Raw genomic sequence first — 22,093 nt, forward strand, 5'->3', positions numbered from 1 at the left:
CGCTTCCTTCTCCCGAACAACGGGCGGCTATACGGCCGCCCGTTCGGGTCTATCATGTGGAGAGCTGCGCATTGGCCTCTATCCACCATGAATATGCTGTTTATTACTGTCTATGCAGCGGTGTATATCCGATGCAAGAGTATTCATGACTATAATCGGCATAAAACTCGTTCAGCCAATTAGTCTTGCTTACCGTGACATTGCTTATATTTCTTGCCGCTTCCGCAAGGGCACTGGTCGTTGCGGCCAACCACTTCGCCCTTTACAACAGGACGCTTCTCAGCAGGTTCTGCATTCGTAGACATCTTGCTCTCTTCTATGACAGCTTGACGTTCTACATTCTGCTCTACTTGAGCCTTCATAATGTATGTGGACACTTCTTCTTGGATCGAAGCTACCATGCTGTTGAACATTTCGTAGCCCTCGAATTGGTATTCACGCAGCGGATCCGTACCGCCGTAAGCACGAAGGTGAATCCCTTGACGCAGATGATCCATCGCATCGATATGATCCATCCACTTGGAGTCTACGGCACGAAGCACGACAACCTTCTCAAATTCACGTACAAGTTCCGGCCCGATGCGCTCTTCGCGTTCTGTATATTTCTCCATAACCTTGCCGAACAGGAATTCCGTAATTTCTTCTTTTTCCTTGCCCCACAGGTCATCCTTCGTAATTGTACCCTCGTCAAGCATTTGACGATGCATGTAGTTCACGACTTCGTCCAGATCCCAGTTCTCTGGGATATCATCTTCATTACAGTGCGCATCTACGACGCGCTCGATGCATGGCTTGATCATATCCAACACGATTTGGCGGATATTCTCGGAATCAAGCACTTCAAAGCGCTGCTTGTAGATGATACCGCGCTGTTGGTTCATAACGTCATCATACTGAAGGACGACTTTACGCAAGTCGAAGTTGTTGCCTTCTACTCGCTTCTGTGCAGATTCCACAGCACGCGTAATCAGCTTGGACTCGATAGGCTGATCCTCTTCAAATCCAAGACGCTCCATCATGCCAAGCACGTTATCCGCACCGAAACGACGCATCAATTCGTCTTCCAAGGACAGATAGAACTGCGAGGAACCTGGATCGCCCTGACGCCCAGCACGTCCACGAAGCTGGTTATCGATACGACGGCTCTCATGACGCTCCGTACCGATAATGTGCAAGCCGCCTGTTTCCTGTACGCCTTCACCCAAGATAATGTCCGTACCGCGACCCGCCATGTTCGTGGCGATAGTGACTTGGTTCGGTTGACCTGCGCTAGAAATGATATTCGCTTCCTCCGCATGGTACTTCGCATTCAAGACTTGGTGCTTCACACCCTTGCGGCGGAGCATGTCAGACAAGCGCTCCGAGTTCTCGATCGACACCGTACCAACCAAGACTGGCTGACCATTTTTGTGGCGCTTCACGATTTCTTCTACAACCGCGTTATATTTCGCATTTTCCGACTTATAGACGACATCCGGAATGTCTTTACGTTGGTTCGGCTTATTCGTCGGCACTTGGATAACTTCCAAGCCGTAAATGCTCTTAAATTCTTCTTCCTCTGTCTTCGCAGTACCCGTCATACCAGCAAGCTTGCGATACATACGGAAGTAGTTCTGGAATGTAATTGTTGCGAGCGTCATGCTCTCATTTTGCACCTCAAGGCCTTCTTTCGCCTCGATTGCTTGGTGCAAGCCGTCGCTATAGCGACGGCCAGCCATCATGCGGCCTGTGAACTCGTCGACAATAACAATCTCGCCGTCATTTACGACATAGTCAACATCCAGACGCATAATCGCGTGAGCCTTCAACGCTTGTTGGATATGGTGATTCAACGTTACGTTCTTCACATCGAACAGGTTCTCCACGCCGAGTGCTTTCTCCGCCTTAGCCACACCTGCTTCTGTAAGTGCAACTTGACGCGTCTTCACATCAATCGTGTAGTCCTCTTCACCTTTCAAGCGGCTAACGAACCGGTCTGCAACGAAGTACAGCTCTGTCGACTTAGCAGCTTGTCCAGAAATGATAAGCGGCGTACGCGCTTCGTCAACGAGGATGGAGTCCACTTCATCAATGATTGCGAAATTCAGTGGACGTTGAACCATTTGCTCTTTATAAAGCACCATGTTGTCACGCAGATAGTCGAACCCATACTCATTGTTCGTACCATACGTAATATCGCACGCATATGCTTCCTGCTTCATGTTGTGGTCCATACCAGAGAGGTTCAAACCAACTGTCATACCCAGGAAATTGTATACTTGAGCCATAATCTCGCTGTCGCGGGATGCCAAGTAATCGTTGACGGTAACGACGTGAACGCCTTTCCCTTCCAACGCATTCAAATATACAGGAAGTGTTCCGACGAGTGTCTTACCTTCCCCTGTCTTCATCTCAGCGATCTTGCCTTCATGAAGCACCATACCACCGAGCAGCTGTACATCATAATGACGCATGCCCAGCGTACGCTTTGCAGCTTCACGCACTGTAGCAAATGCTTCTGGCAAGAGCTGATCCAATGTGTCGCCCTTTGCAAGACGCTCACGGAATTCCACCGTCTTCGATTGTAATTGTTCATCGGATAATTTCTCGAATTCGGGTTCCAGACCGTTAATAACCTCAACCGTCTTCAAGAGCCGCTTAACTTCGCGTTCGTTGGCATCGCCGAATATTTTCTTTACAAGTCCTAGCATGCTTAACCCCTTTCACGCAAATCCGATCGTGATTTTATGGCCGTTCTCTATCCTTCATTCAAGCTTCTACACAAGAACGGTAACATCGACTCGTTTTGCAATAAATTGTAACAGTTTCAACAGGGTCCCGCAACCGCCGCTGGGCATGTTTTCGGCGATCTTTCATCACATTTTCACACGAATGTAGCGGCATACCGTGGGCTATCCTGCTTCCAGCAACAAAAAGAAAATTTACACTATATTAAAAGAAGGTATTTGAAAATGAGGTACAAATCGCACCTTCTGAAAACTCGTACTATTATATATACGTGAAAAGAGCCCATTCCGTTGTGGAAATAGGCTCAGTCCTTTTTTGGTAATCGGGTGAGCTCTCTGCCCTACATGGCAGCTGAGAACTCAATGTGCCCGTTCTTAGCCTTGTTCAATCAATCCGTAACGACCGTCATCACGGCGATATACAACATTGACTTCCTTGCTCTCCGCATTCGAGAATACGAAGAAGTTATGGCCAATCATATTCATCTGCAGGATTGCTTCTTCTACGTCCATCGGCTTCAGTGTGAATCGCTTCGTCCGTACGACTTCCAGCTCATCCTCTTCCTCCACCGCAACTGGTGCTGCTGTAGACTGTTCACGGAACAGCTGCTCTGCCGCCGCACCAACCTGACGGAACTTGCGGTTGGCTTTCGTTTTATGCTTGCGGATCTGCCGTTCCAACTTGTCTACGACGCCATCGATCGATGCATACATGTCCTTGCTTCGATGTTCGGCCCGCAGCAGCAAACCCGGTAATGGAATTGTTACTTCAATACTGTGTACATCCTTAATGACGCTGAGTGTAACGTTAGCGCCTGAAGCAGGGGGAGTTTCAAAATACCGTTCCAGTCGGCTCAATTTCTTCTCGACATAGTCAAGCAGTGCGTCTGTGACTTCAATGTTCTGACCTCGAACTTTATATTCCATATAGCACTCCTCCTTTGGATACCTTTATTATACCATAGCTATGATGGAGGAATCAAAAAAACGGTTACAATCCGTTTACAATTCCGTATCTTTATTTACCCTTATCCTCAGGTTATAAAACGGCTTACATGTTTGTCGATGAGCTGGAATCAGAACCTCGGGATAGTTCAAGAAAAACTAAAAACCCCTGGCATTCAAGCCAGGGGTGTGTAGCTAATCGGAATCATATATAATTCGACTCACGTCGGTATGATTACAGTTTGATTACGTTAGCCGCTTGTGGACCGCGAGCGCCTTCCACGATATCGAATTCTACGGATTGACCTTCTTCCAAAGTCTTGAAACCGTCAGTTTGGATAGCGGAGAAGTGTACGAATACGTCGTTGCCTTCTGCAGTTTCGATGAAGCCATAACCTTTTTCAGCATTGAACCATTTTACTTTACCTTGCATGTCGATAACATTCCCTTCATCTTCAAATGCCGTGAAGTTTTTATCCTTCACAAGTTCGACTATATCACCGGATGGAAGCGTTGTCAATGAGGAAAGGGATATTTTTCTTATTATTCAATAATACAGTTCCTACACTTCTCATACTCTAATTATATTTATGACGTAAATAGTTTAAAATTCTTATTTTTCAATGGATAAATCACTCTCTGTTATCGTTTGAAGCAATTGAACAGCTAAATCGGAAGACGTGAATTGCTCTTGTTCTTCGAGTTGAAGCTTTTCAGTAATACTTGATTTAGGAGCTATTGGCTGCGAAGCGGAAGGATTAGTTTGGAAAGCGACATCTTGCCATGGTCCAGCACCAAGATGATTGACAGCTCTTATGCGAAGTTGATATATGGAATCTGGTGTCAAATTTACAAAATTCGCAGTTCGGGTCAAAAGCGTAAAGGATTGCCCATTGTTCTCGATTTCATACATAAACGCATGAGGGACAGCGTTCCAGCTTAATGTTGCGCTCTTGTCCGAGATTGCAGTTAGAGAGACCTGTGGAGCTTCCTTAGGGATAGCAATCGGTTCGGATGTATTATTCACCGTAACTTGAGGCGTTTCAGCCTTCGAATAATAATAAGGATTTAACCCGGAATAAAAATCTACGACTTTTCCAGTATCCGCATTGATAACTAAATACGAGGTTGGGTCAAAATCTTCTGTGTAACGCGGAGTTTCTAGCCCGAATACATCAGTTCTTTTTATCACCCATTGTCCGGGACTTGTTCCAGATTGGGTATAAGTCATTTCACTGTTAATCATGTGTACCTTTTTTACTTGAATAAATAACGCCTTCTGAACGGTACCCGTATATGGAGAAGAGTAAGAACCGTCGACGGCAGCTACTATAGAACTAGCTCCTTTAAAATAACTAATTGACTGCGAGCGTTTAAAAGATCCCGTCGACCATGAATTCTCCAACACTCTCTCCCAATTCATATTCCCTTGTTGAGAGATTTTATTCCCGTTTACATAATAGTCGTCAGCATCGTCCTTAATTAAAATTACAGATGCATCTGGGGCAATGTAAAGCACTTGTGCCGAAGCCGCATAAGCTGAAGACAAGCTAAAGGAGCTAGTCCCTAGCAATACGACAAAAGTAAATACAATAAATCGTGCAAAACTTGTTTTTAATCTCATTTTTCATCCTCCTACAATTTTATGAAGTAAAATCTTCTAGAAGGCAATTTCTAGATATATTGTAATATATTAAAACCTATTGAGTAAAGTTTTTAGCCAGAAGTTCAGCTGCATAAAACAATATTTCATCGGATTTTCACAACTTACGGAAGCGATCCTTTTAAATCTAGTAAAAATCACTTTTCATCATGCCATTAGGGTATACAAACCATTTCCCCAATAATGTATTTCTTATAAAAAAAGACTGGCTATCTGTCATTTCAAATGACAGATGAACCAGTCTCTCTCTAATTTTTATCTATTAGTTATACGTATACGTAACCTTATTGCTCTCTTGGCCATCTGGATTTACAACTTTCACTTCTAACGATCCCATTCCTGGAGGTACTACAGCCGACATACGAATTTGCGATATATATCTAACCGAAAGAGCCTCGGTATCGCCAAAGTATACTTTACTTCCGCTTACAAGGTTTTTGGCATTAATATAAATCGTGTCTCCTCCTGCTGCCGGACCGCTTGTTGCCGAAAGGAAATTAATGATTGGCGCTGGTCCAAGCACCGGTGCTTCATACGTGAATGAAGTTGTTGCACTTTCACCGTTAGCCAAAGTAATGATGACAGGCACATTTCCAGGATTCAAATTTGCCGGTGATTTAACTTTAATTCTTGTATTTGTAAAGGAATCTATCGGAACTTGTACTCCATTAAATGTTACAGTCATATCGGCTTCAAAATTAATGCCATTGATTGTAATATTAGTTCCGCCTTCCATTGGCCCCTTATTAGGAGTTATGGAAGAGATAGATGGTTGTACCAAAGTATAGGCATATCCGTTAGGTACAGTAAACGTCCCCTTATCCGGATTGATGACAGTAACGTCGACTGTTTGAACATTAGTTACTGCAGGCACAACTACCGCAATACGCGTGCCACTAACCGAATCGACTTTACCTTCTTGATTTCCAAACAAAACTTTAACGCCGCTCTTGAAGTTTTTCCCGTTCAGATAAACCCTGTTCCCTCCAGTAGTAAGACCACTAGCAGGGTTAATTAATGTAATGCTGACAGGCTCTGGTTGAGGCTCTTCATACGTGAAGGATATGTCCTCTACACTCGTTTGCCCATCAGGGTTTTTCACAGTTACCTTAACAACTTCTGGTGTTGCCCATTCAGGGGTTGTCATTTTTAGTTGCTTATCCGAAACGAAAGTTGCTTTCATTTCCACATCATTAAACAACACGACAGCGTCTTTAATGAAATTCTCGCCGTTCACTGTGACGCTTGTTCCGCCTTTTAAGTCGCCTTTACTTGGAGTCAACGCTTTAAGTACAGGTTGAGGAATTGGGGCCGGCTCCATATATGTGTAGCTGTTCTTCAACTCAGCTTCCTTCAAATCCGGATTAACTACCTTTACATCAACGGTAGCTGCTGTATCCGAAGAAGGAACAACTACAGAAATACGGGAAGGCGACATGAATGTTGTAGCGCCCTCTTTATTATTAATAAAGGCTTTAATTCCAGACACAAAGTTCGAACCTGTAATATAAACCGTATTGCCTCCAGTCATTTCTCCCGAATCAGGAGTGATACCGGAGAGCGTCGGTGGAAGATATTCTGGATTTTGATAAGTAAACCCGTTCGGCAGCATTGCTTCCTTCGTATCAGGGTTAACTACTTTTACATCTACAGAACCTTCTGATCCAGCAGGTGATTTAATTAGAACACGTTGGCTCGAAATGAATGACACTACTTCAGCTTCAGTTGCACCAAAGTATACTTTTGCCCCTTGTTCAATATTTTTCCCATTAATGTAGATTTCTTCTCCACCAGCGGGCAATCCTTTGTCTGGAGCTACCGAAGTAATTTCTAATTTAGGCTTCTCAGGTTCTTTATACGTAAATCCTTCTGGTATCGTTAAAGAACTTCCATCTGGATTTGTCAATACAATATCTACTTTTCCTACTTGAGCAGCTGCAGGAGTGGTTACCGACAAATAATTCGTGCGATTGGTATTTACAGTAGCAGCTTGATCACCAAACTTAACGCTAATGTTAGGAGCAAAGTAGTTACCTGAAAATGCAACTTGAGTTCCGCCAGTTATCAATCCTTCATTTGGCGAATAATCAGTTACTTCTGGCTTGGCAATATATTTATATGTGCCTGATGCTGATTGTCCGTCCGTATTTGTTACCGTTACAGTAACCGCACCTTGCTTCCCTTCTGGAACTACAACCTTTAGATGCTGTTCATCTACATAAGTAACATCTTTACTTTCCGCGTTATTGAAAAGAACGCGGACACCAGTTTTAAAATTGTCACCTGTTATTTCAATCGTATTACCACCTTTAGGATGCCCTGAAGGTTCAATAATGGACGTGATTTCTGGCGCAGGCCACTTCACTTTAATTTTACTATTCGTTATTAGCTTGCTTCTATCGGCACCAGCGTAATCTTTGTAGGTAACGATAGAGTCATTCGTTGAAGTATTAAAAATACCTGTTTCAGCTTGAGTTTTAGGTCTGATCTTATAAGTAAATTTCAGTGTTTTATTCTTTAATTCTTTGAAACTCCATGTTAACTTATTTCCTTCAACTGTCGGCTGCGGAATATTATCGAGATACGAATCTGGTACGAGTTCAAACTTTTCATTGACATACTCGGTTACCTTCACATCATAAGCACTAGCAATACCAATTTCTTTGACGATCGCCCCGTATATGTCTTTTAGACCCACCGATCCAAGTACGAAGTGGTGATGGTCAAATGTTGTCGCCATTTTGCGAAGAAGCAAATTTGGCCCGCTAGTATCGGGATTATCATTCTTATTTAATAGGGCGATTGTATAGAATACAATACCTGCTTCTTTAGCCTTTTCTGCCATTTTTAATGCTGTACCGTAAGGATCTGGCCCCGGTTCAGTTGCATCTCCATCTGTAAGAATAAGAATAACCGGTTGGGCTCCTTCACGTGGATCACGTTGTAGCTCAGCTATTGCAGTATCAATAGCACTTCCTGTTGCCGTACCTCCATTTGCAGTAATCCCGCTAATATAGGATTTCACCTGCGAAGCATCCGCAGTCAACTTTGAAACTCCAATATTGTTCTGGGAACTGTAATCAACAACACCTACACGGTGCACGGATAAATCCATTAAATCAATAAACCCGTTAGCCGCTTCTTTAGCAGCCTCCATCTTATTCTCCGTTTTCATACTGCCCGACTTATCGATAACGAGAATAACATCATTAGGCTTAATAACTGATACCGGCGGAGTACCTTGGACATTTAATTCCACGGTTGCTTCTTGCTTCGTCGATATTTCTGCAGGAGTGATTGTTCTATTTACTTGAACATAATCACTTGCGGCTCCTTGCACTTGGCCCGGAGCTACAATACCGCTGACCATAAGAACAAAGGTCAGTAACATTGAGAGAGAACGTTTCATTTTTTAGATTTACCCCCATCATTTAAATGTATCAAACAATGAACCCGCTTCATAAGGAGAAAATAGATCATACTGCTTTTTTAGTCTGTTGCCTTGTTGCAAATTATTAATATTCTTCGCTACTTCTTGATGATGCAGCTCTAGCAAATCTTTTATTTGCAGCTCTAAATCATAGCATTTCTTAAAAATATTTTGTGCTTGATCCTTTACTCCTAGCGGTAGGGGTTCATTGGAGATAGCTAATATGCCTTTTACAATATGTTTTTGGGAGAATTCATAATCCTCTAATTGCTGATACCAATCATCGCTCCCGCTTTGGATCGTATAGAAATATTGCTGAGTTATCTCTAACAATTTGTGAGCAAGGTCAATCAATGAACCTGACTGAATCATTACTGCTTTACCAACTTGATCGCTTCCTGCCATGTATCTCGTAGCTCCTCCATCATAGTTATGACCTCGCGCAATACGTCTGTATTCATATGAATACTTGCGTATGTAAGCCTTTCCTTAAAATACTCATAAAGGCTCAATAGCTGTGACGAGATTTCATATTTCATATCTAATGTCACTTGTAATTCATCAAGGATATCCAGAGCTTTAGATACAAACGTACTCTTTTCCGAAAAATTCTTGTTATTCATGCTTGCTTCTGTTTGCTTCAGAAACCGAATACATCCGTTATACAGCATCAGCGTTAATTCTTCTGGCGTAGCGGTCATGATTTGTGTCTGGTAATATCGGTTCATTGCTTGCTGCACGTTAGATTACCTCTTTTCATCAATGATTGCTCCAACTACAAGTTGTTGTAGTTTGGCTACTAATTCTACTATTTTTTCTGGAGGGATCTCTCGAATTAGTTCATTGGTTTCTTTATTATAAATCTTGATAAGCATGGAGCCTGTCGTTTGATGCAGCTTAAATTCATATCGCTGAGGAGCTCCTTCGAGCGTCTTGTTGACTTGATTTATAGCATCAAGGATTGCCTTCTCCCCGACAGATAGCCCCATTACCTTTTGCTTTTCCTTTAAAACCCCATATTCTGTTCCAACATGCTGCAGGGGGGGAGAAAGATCTACTCGAGTTGGTATCTCATTTGTAGTTAAGGTATTGGAAATACCTTGTACCTTCATCGTAATCCTCCTTATCCTTACTGCATATTTTGCATTAGGAAATTCAGTTGACTATTATTTTGAACTATCGCTTTCTCCATAGCAGCAAATTTTTTGTAATATCCATCTTCTTTTTTGAGCATTTTTTGTTCAAGCATTTTTATGTCTAACTCCATTTTGCTTGATTGTTTACCCAATTCAGTGGAAGCATCAACATATGAATTTCCTATTCTTCCTGCCTTTTTATTCAAGGCGGAAATTGTATCATTCAATTTGCGATATGTTCGATGCAAGAACCCTTCTTGGTTGCTATTAGCGTCAGTCCGTGTTAAAACTGATTCCACAGCTTGAGGGTTCTCTTCTAACATCTTCATTAATTTCTTTTCGTCTATGACAATTTTGCCCGCATCTTCTGAAAATTGTTTGGCGTTATTGTCAAATTTGGTGGTAGATAAACCAATGTCAAATAACGACATCGTTCCACCGCTTCCATCAGGGATTTCTGCAATCATAAAAGAACGCAACTCACGGGCAAGGGAATCTAAAGTATTGTCGTTTTTCAGAAGCCCTTTCTTTGTGTATTTCTCCCATTCTTTTATTTCATCTTCATTCATTTCTTTTTTCTGTTCTTTTGTTAACGGATCATAACCTTTAACCGTTTTTTCCTTTGTTAACTTATTAACAAGCCCAATAGCATCGTTATACACTTTGACGAAATCTTTGATTTTATTCATCAAATCGCTCGTATCAGAAGTGTTTTTGATCGTCACAGGCGCTGTCGTTTTTTGGAGAAGATCGTAAGTGACTCCATCTTGAGTAAACGTATTCGATGAACGGTTGGATTCTACACCATTAATGATGACGGTTGCATCTTTGCCATTCTCTACTTTTCCATCCATTCCAATCGAGCTCATGAAACTGCCTTTGTTGTCGGAAACTTCTATTTTCGACTGGGTACCCGTTTGTTTGCCTATAAATACAAACTTATCTGCGGCAGAATCATAACTCAATACAACACCTGCATTAGATTGGTTGACTTTATTCATGATTGATTGAATCGTATCATCTGCTTTGTATTGTACCTCTACTCCGTTAATCTCGAATGACAAATCACCGGCTTGAACATCCGGTACCGTATTAAATTTATCCTTATTCGCTATTAACGAAGAATCTAAATCTAGTCCAGTCCCTTTTGTTACTTTGCCCACGCTTTGTTTCATTGCCTGAGATGCGAGTTCTTTTACTTCAATAGAGGTTGTAACTTTAGATGGATTGCTGCCACTAACTTTGACCGCATTCTCGTTAGATGACGTTGCTTTTACTGATGTAAAAGAAGCCCCAAAACGAATTGCGTTCGCATTGTCCTTCAACGCCATTAGCTTTGTATTTACTTCTCTATACATATCCGTACGTAGTCGTAGTAAATCTCTATTTTGTGTCTTCTTAACGAGTGGAGCACGTTCCGCTCGCATCAAATCCGATACGAGTTTATCAATATCAAGTCCAGAAGATGACATTCCATTTATCCGAATCGGCATTTTTCTCACCTCTTAACCATTAATTCGAGCCTTTTCGCAGCTAGATTACTATTTGGTGCTGCTAGTAAATAATATTTTTTTGCTAGCACCATATCCCCCGTCACCTCATAATACACGCCCAGATTGTATGCAGCCAGATATGAACCGACACCACTTGTAGTAGTATATTTTGTAGTTTCCCCTAACTCTAATGCCGATTCAAAGCAACTTCTTATTTCCGCCAGATTACCAATTTCCATATTCAATATACCTAACTGAAAATAAATATCTGGATAGTCCGCATACATGCCTTTATGATTCCCTAATAATACAATGGCATCTTCATTTAGATGAGCAGCGTGCAATAATTTAGCAAAATGCAAAATCATAGATGCATGAGACAACGACGGTGCTTCCATATATTCACACGCATTTAAGAAAGCTTCACACGCAGGTTCATAATTATCGACAACAGCATGCAGCTTTCCTATTTGGTACCATATATACCCATTCCTAGGTTGCTTTTTTATTACTTGCTTATACAATTCTAAATAAAACTCATACTTTTGGTTTTCATAGTTTTCTTTTTGATATCCATAGTGATGAATTATGATGTCAGAAAGCAGAAATTTGGCGGGGACATCATGCTCAAATAACTGTTCATGGACAACTCCTCGAAAAGAAAACTTGTTTTGTTTCGGAAACAACCTTACCATACGATGAATTGTTGAATCACCTTCATCGATATTTTCAATAAGTACTGCAGCCGGTATACCTGGATACTTCTTTACATACTGCTTGATGCGCTCGTATGCATTCGTGCTTAACCGTTCATCAGCATCTAGGACTAATATGTGAGTTCCAGTTGCATGACTGAGCGAAATATTACGGACACTTGCAAAATTTTGTTCCCAAGGAACTTGAAATAGCTTTACTTTCGGAAATGATTTTGCAATTTCTACTGTATTATCCGTAGAGCCCGTATCTATTACGATTACTTCACAGTTGTCAGGAATACTATTGAGACATTCTGCTATATGCTTTTCTTCATTTTTAACAATCATGCATATACTTAGCTTCATTAATATGCTCCTATAAGAAAGGAGTCCACTGAAACAGTGGACTCCGATAAATCTTAAGACTTAACCGATTAGCGCAACAATTGCAGTACGCCTTGAGGCGCTTGGTTAGCCTGAGCCAACATCGCAGTCGATGCTTGTTGCAAGATGTTGAATTTCGTGTAAGCCATCATCTCTTTAGCCATATCAGTATCACGTACGCGAGACTCAGCAGCTTGCAAGTTCTCGGACGTTGTACCAATGTTGTTGTACATATGCTCTAAGCGGTTTTGGAAGGCACCCAATTCAGAACGAGCTGAATTGACTTTACCAATTGCAGTATCGATAGCTTTCAATTCTTTAATAGCATTGTCTTTCGTTTTTACGTCAGTAAATGCCAAATCATCGATTTTAGCCTTAGACATGTCAAGATCGACTTTGTCTTTGTCAGTACCGCCCAATTGGATATTCAAAGTGTTTGCGGTTCCATCCAACAACTTGATTCCGTTAAATTCAGTGTTTCCTGCAATTTCACCAATTGCGGAAGCAAGTGCTTGGTATTCCAAATCCATGGAAGCCAAGTCACTAGCATTGTATGTGCTAGTAGATGCTTGTGTAGCAAGTTCTTTCATGCGAGTAAGCATGTCAGATACTTCGTTCATTGCACCTTCAGCCGTTTGAACCAATGAAATACCATCTTGAGCATTGCGCATACCCTGGTTCATGGACTTGATTTGTGCACGCATTTTCTCGGAGATGGACAAGCCAGCAGCATCGTCAGCTGCACGGTTAATCCGGTAACCGGAAGAAAGCTTTTCACTGGATTTTCCTTGTTGAATGTTGTTGAAAGTCAGGTTGCGGTGAGAGTTCATCGCGTTTAAGTTGTGGTTGATAATCATTGATTATTCCTCCCTGATTCGTAATTACTACATCCTTGTAGTATAGGGTTTTCGCCCTACAATAATATTATCGGTTCCATTTCCGTATTTGTTATAGTTGGACGAAAATTTTTTATCATTTTTTGATTTTTTTTAGCATATCAATATCGACATAGTGAGCTACCGCCTCTTGATTTGTCGCCTTTATCTCTTCAACAAGTTCCTTGCGCAATATGACAACATCTTTTGGGGCGGAAATACCTATTTTTATTTGTTCTCCATCTACGCTAACGATCTGGATTTCGATATCATTATTTAATACTATTGACTGTCCTTTCTTTCTAGTAAGTACCAACATACCTATTCGCCACCTTCCTTAACCGCATCAAATAAAGGAGTCTTGCTAGAGTATGTCTTATTGTCCTGAATAACGAATTGCATTGCCAATCCATTATCCACATTCATTACCAGGGGTGCAGCATAGTTCACTGTAGAAGAAGTGAATGGATCCTTTATCGTAACAATATTCATGACTAAAGCATCATTAGGATCATTAAGCTTCAGTCCCTCCTTGCAACTATTATCGAGAATGAATGAGTAATCGTTCTTCCAATCAAACGGGTTAATTACCACGAATTTAATTTCAGAATTATCTAAAGCTTCCAATTGATAAAACGATGTTCCCTCAATTTCCTTCAAATCAAATGCATCAAAATCCTCAAAACCTAAAATGCTTCCCTTAAAGGAAAATTGCCGACTTATCATTTTGACTCCTCCTACAAAAAAAGCTACAGCTGAAAGCTATAGCATTAGATAAATTGATCGATATTATTAACATCTATTTTAATATAGTTTTTCTGCTGAAGGTAGATGTCTATCTTGTTAGGAGTATACGATATTTCTGGTTTACGCGGAGTATACTGGATGTTCGTTTCTCCCAATGTCCAGCTTATTTGTACTTGGGCTGGAGTATAATTGACATGAACATTATTGCTGGACGCTTCTCCTGTATATTGAATGCTTGATTCTTCATTGAAACGTTGTCTAGCAATATCTGCGATAGCATTATTGCCACCCTTGAAATTGGCTAGTTGATTACCCTCATCTACAATTTTCGATAGGTTTATCATGAATTGCTGTTTCATTTGTCCATAGACCAACTGTAACCATTGTTCATGACTACCTTTACCCAATGCCAACCAAGCATTCGCGGAGTCAATTTCCAACAACGCACCATGAGTAACTACTTCCATTTGTGCAGGCTTGTGCGAAATTTCAAGGTTTCCACGTGGAGAAGACATCTGATGCCTCCCCCACGTGGTTTGCATGCCCAGCTTCGAAAATTGTTGTTCGATCCTTACTTGCGGAAGTTTCATAGCAACACATCCGAAATAATAGAATTAATTATCTTAAATAGTCTAACAGGCTAGTTTGAACAATACGAGCTCCCGTTGCCAACGATGCCTGATATACACTTTCATCTTGTTTCAGTTTCATTATTGTTTCCGCCATATCAGCATCTTCCACTTTTGCTTGCATCTCGGTCAAGTTCATCTCCAAATTCCCTAACCGTTCTGAAATCAAATCAATACGATTCGTCTTAGCCCCTACTTCTGAACGAACTTCATTTATCTTAGCTAACCGAGATTTTAACTGATTTAGTTCACCACGTGCCGAATCTTGATTTCCTGCCTTCAAAGAATCCTGGAGCCGCTGTAACACACCGAAAAGATTATCGGCATCACTCGGATTACCAAATACATCCATACCGGTCACATTGATTGATAACCCGGCCCCTTCTGCGAACCGGTATTCGATACCCGCAGTATCAGTAGTTTGCTTATCGGCGTTAGATTTATCGTATGGCATGATATCAGTTAATTGTCCGTTAAAAATGTACTTGCTATTCATTTGACTATTGCTTAACGAGATGATTTGGTCATAAATCTGCCCCATCTCCACATTTACTGCGTTCATCGCTTCTTGGGGATTTGTCCCATTTACAGCCTGCACCGTGAGTTCATTCGCACGCTGAACAATATCGTTCACTTGATTAAGGACGGTGTCCGTATAATCCAACCATGATTTTGCTGTATCGGCATTCTTTTGAAATTGATCATTAATCGACAAATCACTGCGATATCGTAATGAATATGTAATTCCGACAGGATTATCAGATGGCTTATTTAATTTTTTTCCCGTTGATAATTGTAACTGTCTATCATCCATTCGACTCAAATTATTATAAATATTTCTAGTCATTTGCAAATGCATCATACTAGGAGTAACACGTAATGCCATAGCTCATTCCCCCTTATCTTATCTACCCACGACTCCCATGCCATTGATGACTTTATCTAAATTCTGATCCAAAGTCGTCATGAAACGAGCTGCTGCTGCATAGGCATGTTGGAATTTAATTAAATTCGACATTTCCTCATCCATAGAAACACCACTGACGGATTGCCGTCGAGATTCAATTTGATCAACTAGAATTTGGTTGTTTTCTGTCTGTCTAATTGCTTCAAGACTTTCAACGCCCATTTGTCCGAGAATAGAACGATAATAATCATCCACCGTTCCTTGTGTTATCCCGTTGTTGCTTGAAATCGCATTGAATTTAAATGATGACTCTTTCAATTGCGACATCAATAGAGCAAGCGTGTTATTACCTTTTACTACCTCATCTCCGTTCTTGCCTGTAATGGTGCGGAGTGATGAAGCGATAAGGTTCGGATCCTTTAGAATTGCAGGATTCAGCTGAATAGAAGAAGCAGTAATCGGCCCCCCGTTTTTAGATGTGAAAAACTCCACTCCTTTAGTAGCTGGGGTTCCAAATACGTAGCCTAATTGATGAAGACCATTTAGTCCTTTTACTTTTACTGTAATATCATTTTTTAATGTTCGATCTGCAATGGCGCCATTGTATGTTATATTGCCTAAGGTTGTTCCATCTGGAATAACTGAACCAGATGGTATCGTAATTTCTACCTCTCCAGTAGCAAGCGTATTAGCTAGTTGATTCAGCTGTTCTAAATAATCTTTTACTAAAACGTCTCTTGATTTTACGATCCCGAACATTTCACCGCTCGTTAATCCGTTGCCGTATGCACCTTCCCAATCAGCGGCAGTCGTATCCAATGATTGTCGACCTGATACAATCTCTATCCCACCAGCAGTTATATAGTAGCCATCTTCTTGATCGGATACCTGAACATTCGCCAACTTCGACAGTTCATCAACGATATAGTCACGTTGATCCCGCAAATCATTAGCATTGTCGCCTAGTCCCTCTATCCGATAAATTTCATAATTTAATTGTGAAACTTGTTTAGAAAGAGTATTAATATGATCTGCTTTTACTGTCACGCTTTGACTAAGATCGTTTTGCATATCAGTCATTTTTTTACTTGTTTCATTAAAGGCATCTATTAATGCCAAAGCGTTCTCTCGGACGATTTTCCGGGAAGTTACGTTTTCTGGATCTTTACTAAGCTCTGACCATGATTTCCAAAAGTTATCCATTACCATACGAATACTGGAATCAGAAGGTTCATTAAATACTTTTTCTAACTTGGTTAGGGTATCTGCTTGGATTTCCCATTCTCCCAACGAACGGTTCGCATTCCAGTACTGATCATCTAAGAAACGTTCACGAATACGCTTAATATAATTAAATTCTACACCAGTTCCAAGTTGCCCCGGAACTCCTGAACGAGAAAATCCTGGGGCCTCTATCGGACGAGATTCAACAAGATTTACTACCTGTCTTGAGTAACCCGGCGTATTAGCATTAGCAATATTGTGTCCTGTTGTATTCATCCATGCTGTATGGGCAAATAAACTACGTTTTGCAGTTTCAATGCCATGAAAAGTTGATCGCATAATGTATCCCCTTGTCCTAATAAGTTAGGCTTTCGTATCAAAAAATGTCTTGTTTCTCGACGAGCCATGTTGCTGATCTGGACGCTGATAGAATCCATCATCTTCAGCACCCAAGAACATATTCAATGAAAAATCTACAAATTCAAGTGACTGTTGGATAAGCTGTTGATTCTGAAGGTTAACTTTTTTTAATTTTTCAATTGTTCGTGTTAATTCTTCTTTAGAGCGAAGCAGTTCCACACGTTCTTCCGCCTGAAATACAAGCCGGGCAATTTCCGTTACCGTCAAATTCAGCTGGGATCGAATGCCCTTCTCCAGTATGAACTGCTGTGTTGCCTGCTGCCGATCCTCATCCACCTCTGCGACCTGTTTCAAAAGTCTGGATTCTTTCGTCATCAGTTGCGACAAGCCTTCAACATCGTTCTTGATAATCACTTGTTTCTTTTCTTCTGCAATATCAAGTAACTGTTTATGCAGATCGTTCAGGAGCGTTAGCGTTCCAATGATTTGCTGCACACTCACACCTGTTCCTCCGCTCATTCGTTCTCCTTACGGAACAAGGGAAGCAGCTTCTCCGCAATCTTGTCCGCTTCCACATAATAGGTTCCGGTAGATACAGCCTTCTTCAAATCCGCAATGCGATCACTACGTGCAGGATCATTCACCCGATTCTGTGCGTCAAGCATTTCCTGCGCTTCAGTCGAGATGATCAGCTCATCCTTGCGGGAAGGCTTCTGCGATGCACGATTCATTGCCTGTTGTTTCTGAGAATATTGGATCGCGCCAAGACGCTGTGTTTCATTAATTTTCATCCCATTCACCTCGTTCCATAAGACAAACTTATATCGCTATCCATCATTGATGAAGCACCCATTACATCTTTCAATATTGCCTTTTGACTGCTTCATTCCATCTTATCAATAAGAAAAGCCGATAACCTTTACTAAGATTATCGGCGCAGTGTCAAGAATTATTTAGATGTATTGTCATGAATATTATGAACTTAATCTAAAAAATCTCATTTCAGAGAGTTTTGTTATTGACAAACTCCAAATTTGAATTATTCGCGTGTCCGTTTCGTATCAATGACACGGTAGGCGCCATCCCCCATGCGAGAAGCTTCCTTCTTCTCATCTGCACCAACTACTGTCTGTGTAAGCTCTTTCACAAGGCGAGTTCGGCAAGATTCGCACATATTCCCTTCGCGTATCGGCTGGCTGCATATTTCACATTCATAAGTCAGATTCGGTGCCTGATATATGGAAATGCGCCCTTCTTTAATAAAACGCGTGATTTGACGAACGCTTACTTCTGTTGCTTCACTCAGCTCATGCATCGTGGCTTGACGTGCTTCACGCAGATAAGCAGCACAGCGTTCATACTCCTGTTCGATTTCTTTCAAGCAATTTGGACAGAGATCTCGGAACGCCTTGGCAAAAAGAACTCCGCAGCGCAGACAATTGCTCAGCTCCATGTCATTCGCCTCCTACGATGCTTCATTTCTTCATCATATCGCAATATTCGGCAGATGACGAGCAAATTTTTATTCATAAGCCTTGCACACTTTACATACCAGCTGGAACAGCCTCTTATAAGCTTGAGGACGCAACTCATTCCTCAGCCTTCCAAACCGTAATCGCCGCTCATCTCCGAGACGAGTAGTCGTACTGCGCTCCTCTTTGTCTATGCCCTCGCCCACGTATAGCTGACAATCGAGACCGGACAGTCAAGATCCCTGCATAAGGACGATAGCTTGCGAGAACAGGCTCTTATCGTACTCCCTGTTGTATATACATCGTCAATAAGAAGTACCCGCAATTCAGCCGCGTTGCTCCCTTCTCTCCCCTTACAAGCACCCCAGACCTCTTGCAGGCTTCTCCCCGCCCATTGATGCTGCTTGAACGCATTAGATATGCTTCGCTCCCTGCCTATTCGAGATTGCTTGCTCTGCTTCTCTGCATCCTGTGTGCGCTCCAAAAGCTCTACGACTGGCCTTCCCCATTCTCTGCCCAGCGCCCGTGCGAATTGCTCTGCCTGATTGAATCCACGAACTTGGATACGCTCAAGAGTAGTTGGTACAAATGTAATGAGATCTGGCAGAATCGCCTCCCGCCTGCCTTGGAACAACGAGGGGATCCCACCACCTCTAATGATTGGTCGCCGTTCCCACACGGTGGACAGCAGCGGTTCATAGGCAAGCTGCATCATCCTGACCATGAGCAGCTCATACACCCGATCTCCCTTGAATTTATACTGAGACAGCCATTGCTTCATTTGTTCGTCATATCGCACCACGCTTCGATTGGCTCTTAGACCGTCATTTCGCAAAGGATGACGCGGACAATCTGGACAGCGAATCGCTCGTCCGCAATACTCACAGCCTAATTCACGAATCCATGGGATTAGATTGACACACTTATAGCACACCAGAGACATAAGGCTCTGTTCGTGGGGATAAAGTGGACGTAGAGCTGTATCGTTCATCCGAATGGATCTTTTGCAAATGATACATGCCTGCTGACTCGGACTAAGCATCCCGCCATATATCTTCTCCAGCAAGTCACCCCATCTCATTCTGCTACCCAATCCGCTGTCTCCTGACCGCTCCTGATAACAAATATCCTTTTCTGGCTGCAATCCGATTCATGTCCCGAATTTGCCGAACTGCTGACCGCTGTGATCGATTCCACTGCGGGGAGCCAAACACGACCAATCCTGCAGGATCATCCTTCGAACGCCCTGCTCTGCCCGCCATCTGTACTAGTGAAGCTGCATCGAACAAGCGATCGTCTGCATCAAGAATGAATACATCGCTCATCGGTACCGTCACACCTCGTTCCAGAATCGTTGTCGTGACGAGCACACGAATGTTCCGTTCTCGAAATTGAATTACTTTATCCCCTCGGCTCTCATCAGCCGCTGACGTTCCATCGATATGGACACCGGGAATACGTTCGCGCAGCAGTCGTACAAGCGGATCTACTTGACGAATACGAGAAAGGAACACAAACAGCTGGGCACCTCTACTTACCGAATGATTCATGCGTGCCAGCAGTAGTGCTGGCAGCCCATGTGCAGATAAACACTGAGCAACCGAAGGCATTGTGATTCTCATCGGGATAGGAAGTGGATGACGATGGAAACGCACTGGCACCCTAGCATGAGAGAGCTTGCCTCTTCGAACATTCTGCTGCATCGCCTCTGGCGGTGTCGCGGATAAATAGACGAACACACCCCCGGGCGTACAAGCGCGTTCTGCTGTACGCTGCAGCATCGGATCATTATGATAAGGGAATGCATCCAGCTCATCGATAATAGCTAATTCGAAGGCCTCCTCGAAACGAATCAGCTGATGGGTGGTCGCGATAGTAATATCTCCATCTCGCCACCGTTCCGGGCTGCCTCCATACAACGTAACGACCTTCTGTGCAGGAAACGCCTTCTCTATCCTAGGCTTCAATTCCAGTACAACATCACGTCGCGGCGTGGCAATCAATACACGTCCACCATGTAGCAGCGTGTCCTCCACGAGCGGAAAAATCATCTCCGTCTTTCCAGCCCCAGTTACGGCCCATAATAAAAAGGCGCCCTTACGCAAATTGCCCCTTATTCCCTGTTCCGTACTTCTATTTCCAGATGTATTCATCTCAGACAGCCTAGCAACTTGGTTCTTCGCACGAACTCCATCAATATAATCCAATGCCTGTCTACTCGCCTCTAACTGCGCTGGAGCAAGCCCCCATTTCTCCAACTGCTCCTCCCGATTCGAAATAAGCGCTACGGCACTATCGTCACCTCGATACAGTTTGCCAGCAATCAAAATAGCACAAGACCGGCAGCGCCCCACATTCAAGCATTGTGTACACGTCCAGCATTGTAAAGAATGGCAAGTCGAGCATGTGGAGCTGCTTAAACCCTCTGAACTCCCACAGCGTCCGCAGCAAATCGTAACCGAGGCTTTATAGAGGGATCGCATGACTCGTTTCAGCGGGGAAATACGGCTAGCAGTAGTAGGCAGCTTACCGCCGTCATCCCGGCGAGTAAATGACATCCCTGCCCTCAGCTCCACCCAGCCATGCAGCCACCCCCACTGGATGAGCGAATATCTGCTCGCAATTAAATGTTCCGCTCCCGCATCCCGCAGGAATTGAATCAATTCTTCATCCAAAAGCAATCGACCACAAATTCCATAGGCGATACGATAAGCATCAGCATGCAATGCGGACCATACTCCTGCCTGAGACACACCTTCCCCAAGGAAAGAAGCAGGCAGCCCAGATGAATTCGCATCCCATTGTGTTGTTGCATAGGCTACGGATTGTTCTGCAACCCGATACATAGGCTTCTGCTCTTCCATGACGAACAGCTTGGAGGTCGGCTCCGAATATGGCGCTTCGATAATCGCAACAGCTAGGTGCTCCTGCATCAGCCTCCGCTTAGCTTCTTCTTCTAACTCCTCCACACACGGGGAAAGAATATCAGCAAAATAACGAACCCAGCCCTGCTCTCCCCAACGCTCCATAGCTTCGCTTGGCTTGAAATGTTCCAGCACAGCGATGCCAACTTGAATCGGCAGCTGCTGATGCAAAACAACGAGTTTCGACCCACGGGATAGGCTCCCTTCCCCTGCTAACCAATAGCGTACATCAACACGCCAATCTACAGTGATGCCCGAGTGCCATCCGTACTCCGTGCGCACGGCATAAATTCTTACTTGCATGAATATTCCCTCTCCTTCGCCATACGGCTCACCGGAGCATGCTTGCTGCTTGATATCTGGATGCGCATCTGCTCAAATTACGCAAAAAAAGCACACCCCACCCGTGGAATCGGGTGGCATGTGCTTCATGCCCAGCGCCTTATCGTATTTGTATAAAATTGTATACGAATCGACGGATTC

General features: G+C 42.8%; 21 protein-coding genes. All 21 read right to left on the minus strand.

The features are described from left to right. Window positions 1–179: 179 nt before the first annotated feature. Window positions 180–2,690 carry a preprotein translocase subunit SecA gene (gene secA, locus BLS15_RS23875; RefSeq protein WP_021257111.1) on the minus strand — a complete coding sequence of 837 codons (2,511 nt, stop codon included), beginning with the start codon at window positions 2,688–2,690 and terminating at the stop codon, window positions 180–182. Between the two features lie 411 nt (window positions 2,691–3,101). Beyond that, window positions 3,102–3,653 carry a ribosome hibernation-promoting factor, HPF/YfiA family gene (gene raiA / locus BLS15_RS23880; RefSeq protein WP_021257112.1) on the minus strand — a complete coding sequence of 184 codons (552 nt, stop codon included), beginning with the start codon at window positions 3,651–3,653 and terminating at the stop codon, window positions 3,102–3,104. A gap of 253 nt (window positions 3,654–3,906) precedes the next feature. Then, the gene (locus tag BLS15_RS23885) at window positions 3,907–4,104 is read right to left on the minus strand and encodes a cold shock domain-containing protein (protein ID WP_021257113.1); all 198 of its coding nucleotides are present in this window, start codon (window positions 4,102–4,104) and stop codon (window positions 3,907–3,909) included. 180 nt (window positions 4,105–4,284) lie between these two features. Next, on the minus strand, window positions 4,285–5,295 hold the full coding sequence (locus BLS15_RS23890) for a fibronectin type III domain-containing protein (protein ID WP_028533413.1): 1,011 nt from the start codon (window positions 5,293–5,295) through the stop codon (window positions 4,285–4,287). Between the two features lie 301 nt (window positions 5,296–5,596). Further along, window positions 5,597–8,743 (minus strand): IPT/TIG domain-containing protein, encoded by a 3,147-nt coding sequence (locus BLS15_RS23895; protein ID WP_028533412.1) that lies wholly within the window; start codon window positions 8,741–8,743, stop codon window positions 5,597–5,599. Window positions 8,744–8,761: 18 nt separating this feature from the next. Next, window positions 8,762–9,169 (minus strand): flagellar protein FliT, encoded by a 408-nt coding sequence (locus BLS15_RS23900; protein WP_021257116.1) that lies wholly within the window; start codon window positions 9,167–9,169, stop codon window positions 8,762–8,764. After that, window positions 9,136–9,504 (minus strand): flagellar export chaperone FliS, encoded by a 369-nt coding sequence (fliS, locus tag BLS15_RS23905; protein ID WP_021257117.1) that lies wholly within the window; start codon window positions 9,502–9,504, stop codon window positions 9,136–9,138. The genes BLS15_RS23900 and fliS overlap by 34 nt, the downstream gene beginning before the upstream one ends. Before the next feature lie 6 nt (window positions 9,505–9,510). Continuing rightward, window positions 9,511–9,876: a flagellar protein FlaG gene (locus BLS15_RS23910; protein ID WP_021257118.1), complete on the minus strand. Its 366-nt coding sequence runs from the start codon at window positions 9,874–9,876 to the stop codon at window positions 9,511–9,513. Between the two features lie 17 nt (window positions 9,877–9,893). Then, window positions 9,894–11,393: a flagellar filament capping protein FliD gene (fliD, locus tag BLS15_RS23915; RefSeq protein WP_028533411.1), complete on the minus strand. Its 1,500-nt coding sequence runs from the start codon at window positions 11,391–11,393 to the stop codon at window positions 9,894–9,896. Window positions 11,394–11,398: 5 nt separating this feature from the next. Next, window positions 11,399–12,454, minus strand: a complete 1,056-nt coding sequence (locus BLS15_RS23920; protein ID WP_090514128.1) for a glycosyltransferase family 2 protein — start codon at window positions 12,452–12,454, stop codon at window positions 11,399–11,401. A gap of 68 nt (window positions 12,455–12,522) precedes the next feature. Continuing rightward, complete coding sequence (locus BLS15_RS23925; protein ID WP_028533409.1) at window positions 12,523–13,329, minus strand: flagellin N-terminal helical domain-containing protein; 807 nt, start codon at window positions 13,327–13,329, stop codon at window positions 12,523–12,525. A gap of 115 nt (window positions 13,330–13,444) precedes the next feature. Then, window positions 13,445–13,666, minus strand: a complete 222-nt coding sequence (gene csrA / locus BLS15_RS23930; RefSeq protein ID WP_028533408.1) for a carbon storage regulator CsrA — start codon at window positions 13,664–13,666, stop codon at window positions 13,445–13,447. Window positions 13,667–13,668: 2 nt separating this feature from the next. Further along, complete coding sequence (gene fliW, locus BLS15_RS23935; protein ID WP_051614176.1) at window positions 13,669–14,073, minus strand: flagellar assembly protein FliW; 405 nt, start codon at window positions 14,071–14,073, stop codon at window positions 13,669–13,671. Between the two features lie 44 nt (window positions 14,074–14,117). After that, window positions 14,118–14,684, minus strand: coding sequence for a DUF6470 family protein (locus tag BLS15_RS23940; protein ID WP_028533407.1), 567 nt, complete (start codon window positions 14,682–14,684; stop codon window positions 14,118–14,120). 28 nt (window positions 14,685–14,712) lie between these two features. After that, window positions 14,713–15,609 carry a flagellar hook-associated protein FlgL gene (gene flgL / locus BLS15_RS23945; protein ID WP_021257125.1) on the minus strand — a complete coding sequence of 299 codons (897 nt, stop codon included), beginning with the start codon at window positions 15,607–15,609 and terminating at the stop codon, window positions 14,713–14,715. 18 nt (window positions 15,610–15,627) lie between these two features. Further along, window positions 15,628–17,193 carry a flagellar hook-associated protein FlgK gene (gene flgK, locus BLS15_RS23950; RefSeq protein ID WP_021257126.1) on the minus strand — a complete coding sequence of 522 codons (1,566 nt, stop codon included), beginning with the start codon at window positions 17,191–17,193 and terminating at the stop codon, window positions 15,628–15,630. 24 nt (window positions 17,194–17,217) lie between these two features. Then, on the minus strand, window positions 17,218–17,733 hold the full coding sequence (locus BLS15_RS23955) for a flagellar protein FlgN (protein WP_231515183.1): 516 nt from the start codon (window positions 17,731–17,733) through the stop codon (window positions 17,218–17,220). Then, window positions 17,730–18,005, minus strand: a complete 276-nt coding sequence (gene flgM / locus BLS15_RS23960; protein WP_028533405.1) for a flagellar biosynthesis anti-sigma factor FlgM — start codon at window positions 18,003–18,005, stop codon at window positions 17,730–17,732. Before flgM ends, BLS15_RS23955 begins: the two co-directional genes overlap by 4 nt. Window positions 18,006–18,253: 248 nt before the next feature. After that, a complete protein-coding gene (locus tag BLS15_RS23965; RefSeq protein ID WP_028533404.1) occupies window positions 18,254–18,667 on the minus strand; it encodes a TIGR03826 family flagellar region protein in 414 nt (137 codons plus the stop codon). A gap of 209 nt (window positions 18,668–18,876) precedes the next feature. Continuing rightward, window positions 18,877–19,779 (minus strand): ComF family protein, encoded by a 903-nt coding sequence (locus BLS15_RS23970; RefSeq protein WP_139170717.1) that lies wholly within the window; start codon window positions 19,777–19,779, stop codon window positions 18,877–18,879. Then, window positions 19,772–21,913: a helicase-related protein gene (locus tag BLS15_RS23975; protein ID WP_090514131.1), complete on the minus strand. Its 2,142-nt coding sequence runs from the start codon at window positions 21,911–21,913 to the stop codon at window positions 19,772–19,774. The genes BLS15_RS23970 and BLS15_RS23975 overlap by 8 nt, the downstream gene beginning before the upstream one ends. Window positions 21,914–22,093 lie beyond the last annotated feature (180 nt).

Origin of the sequence: Paenibacillus sp. cl6col, from assembly GCF_900102125.1 — a bacterium.
GTDB classification, from domain to species: Bacteria; Bacillota; Bacilli; order Paenibacillales; family Paenibacillaceae; genus Paenibacillus_B; species Paenibacillus_B suaedae.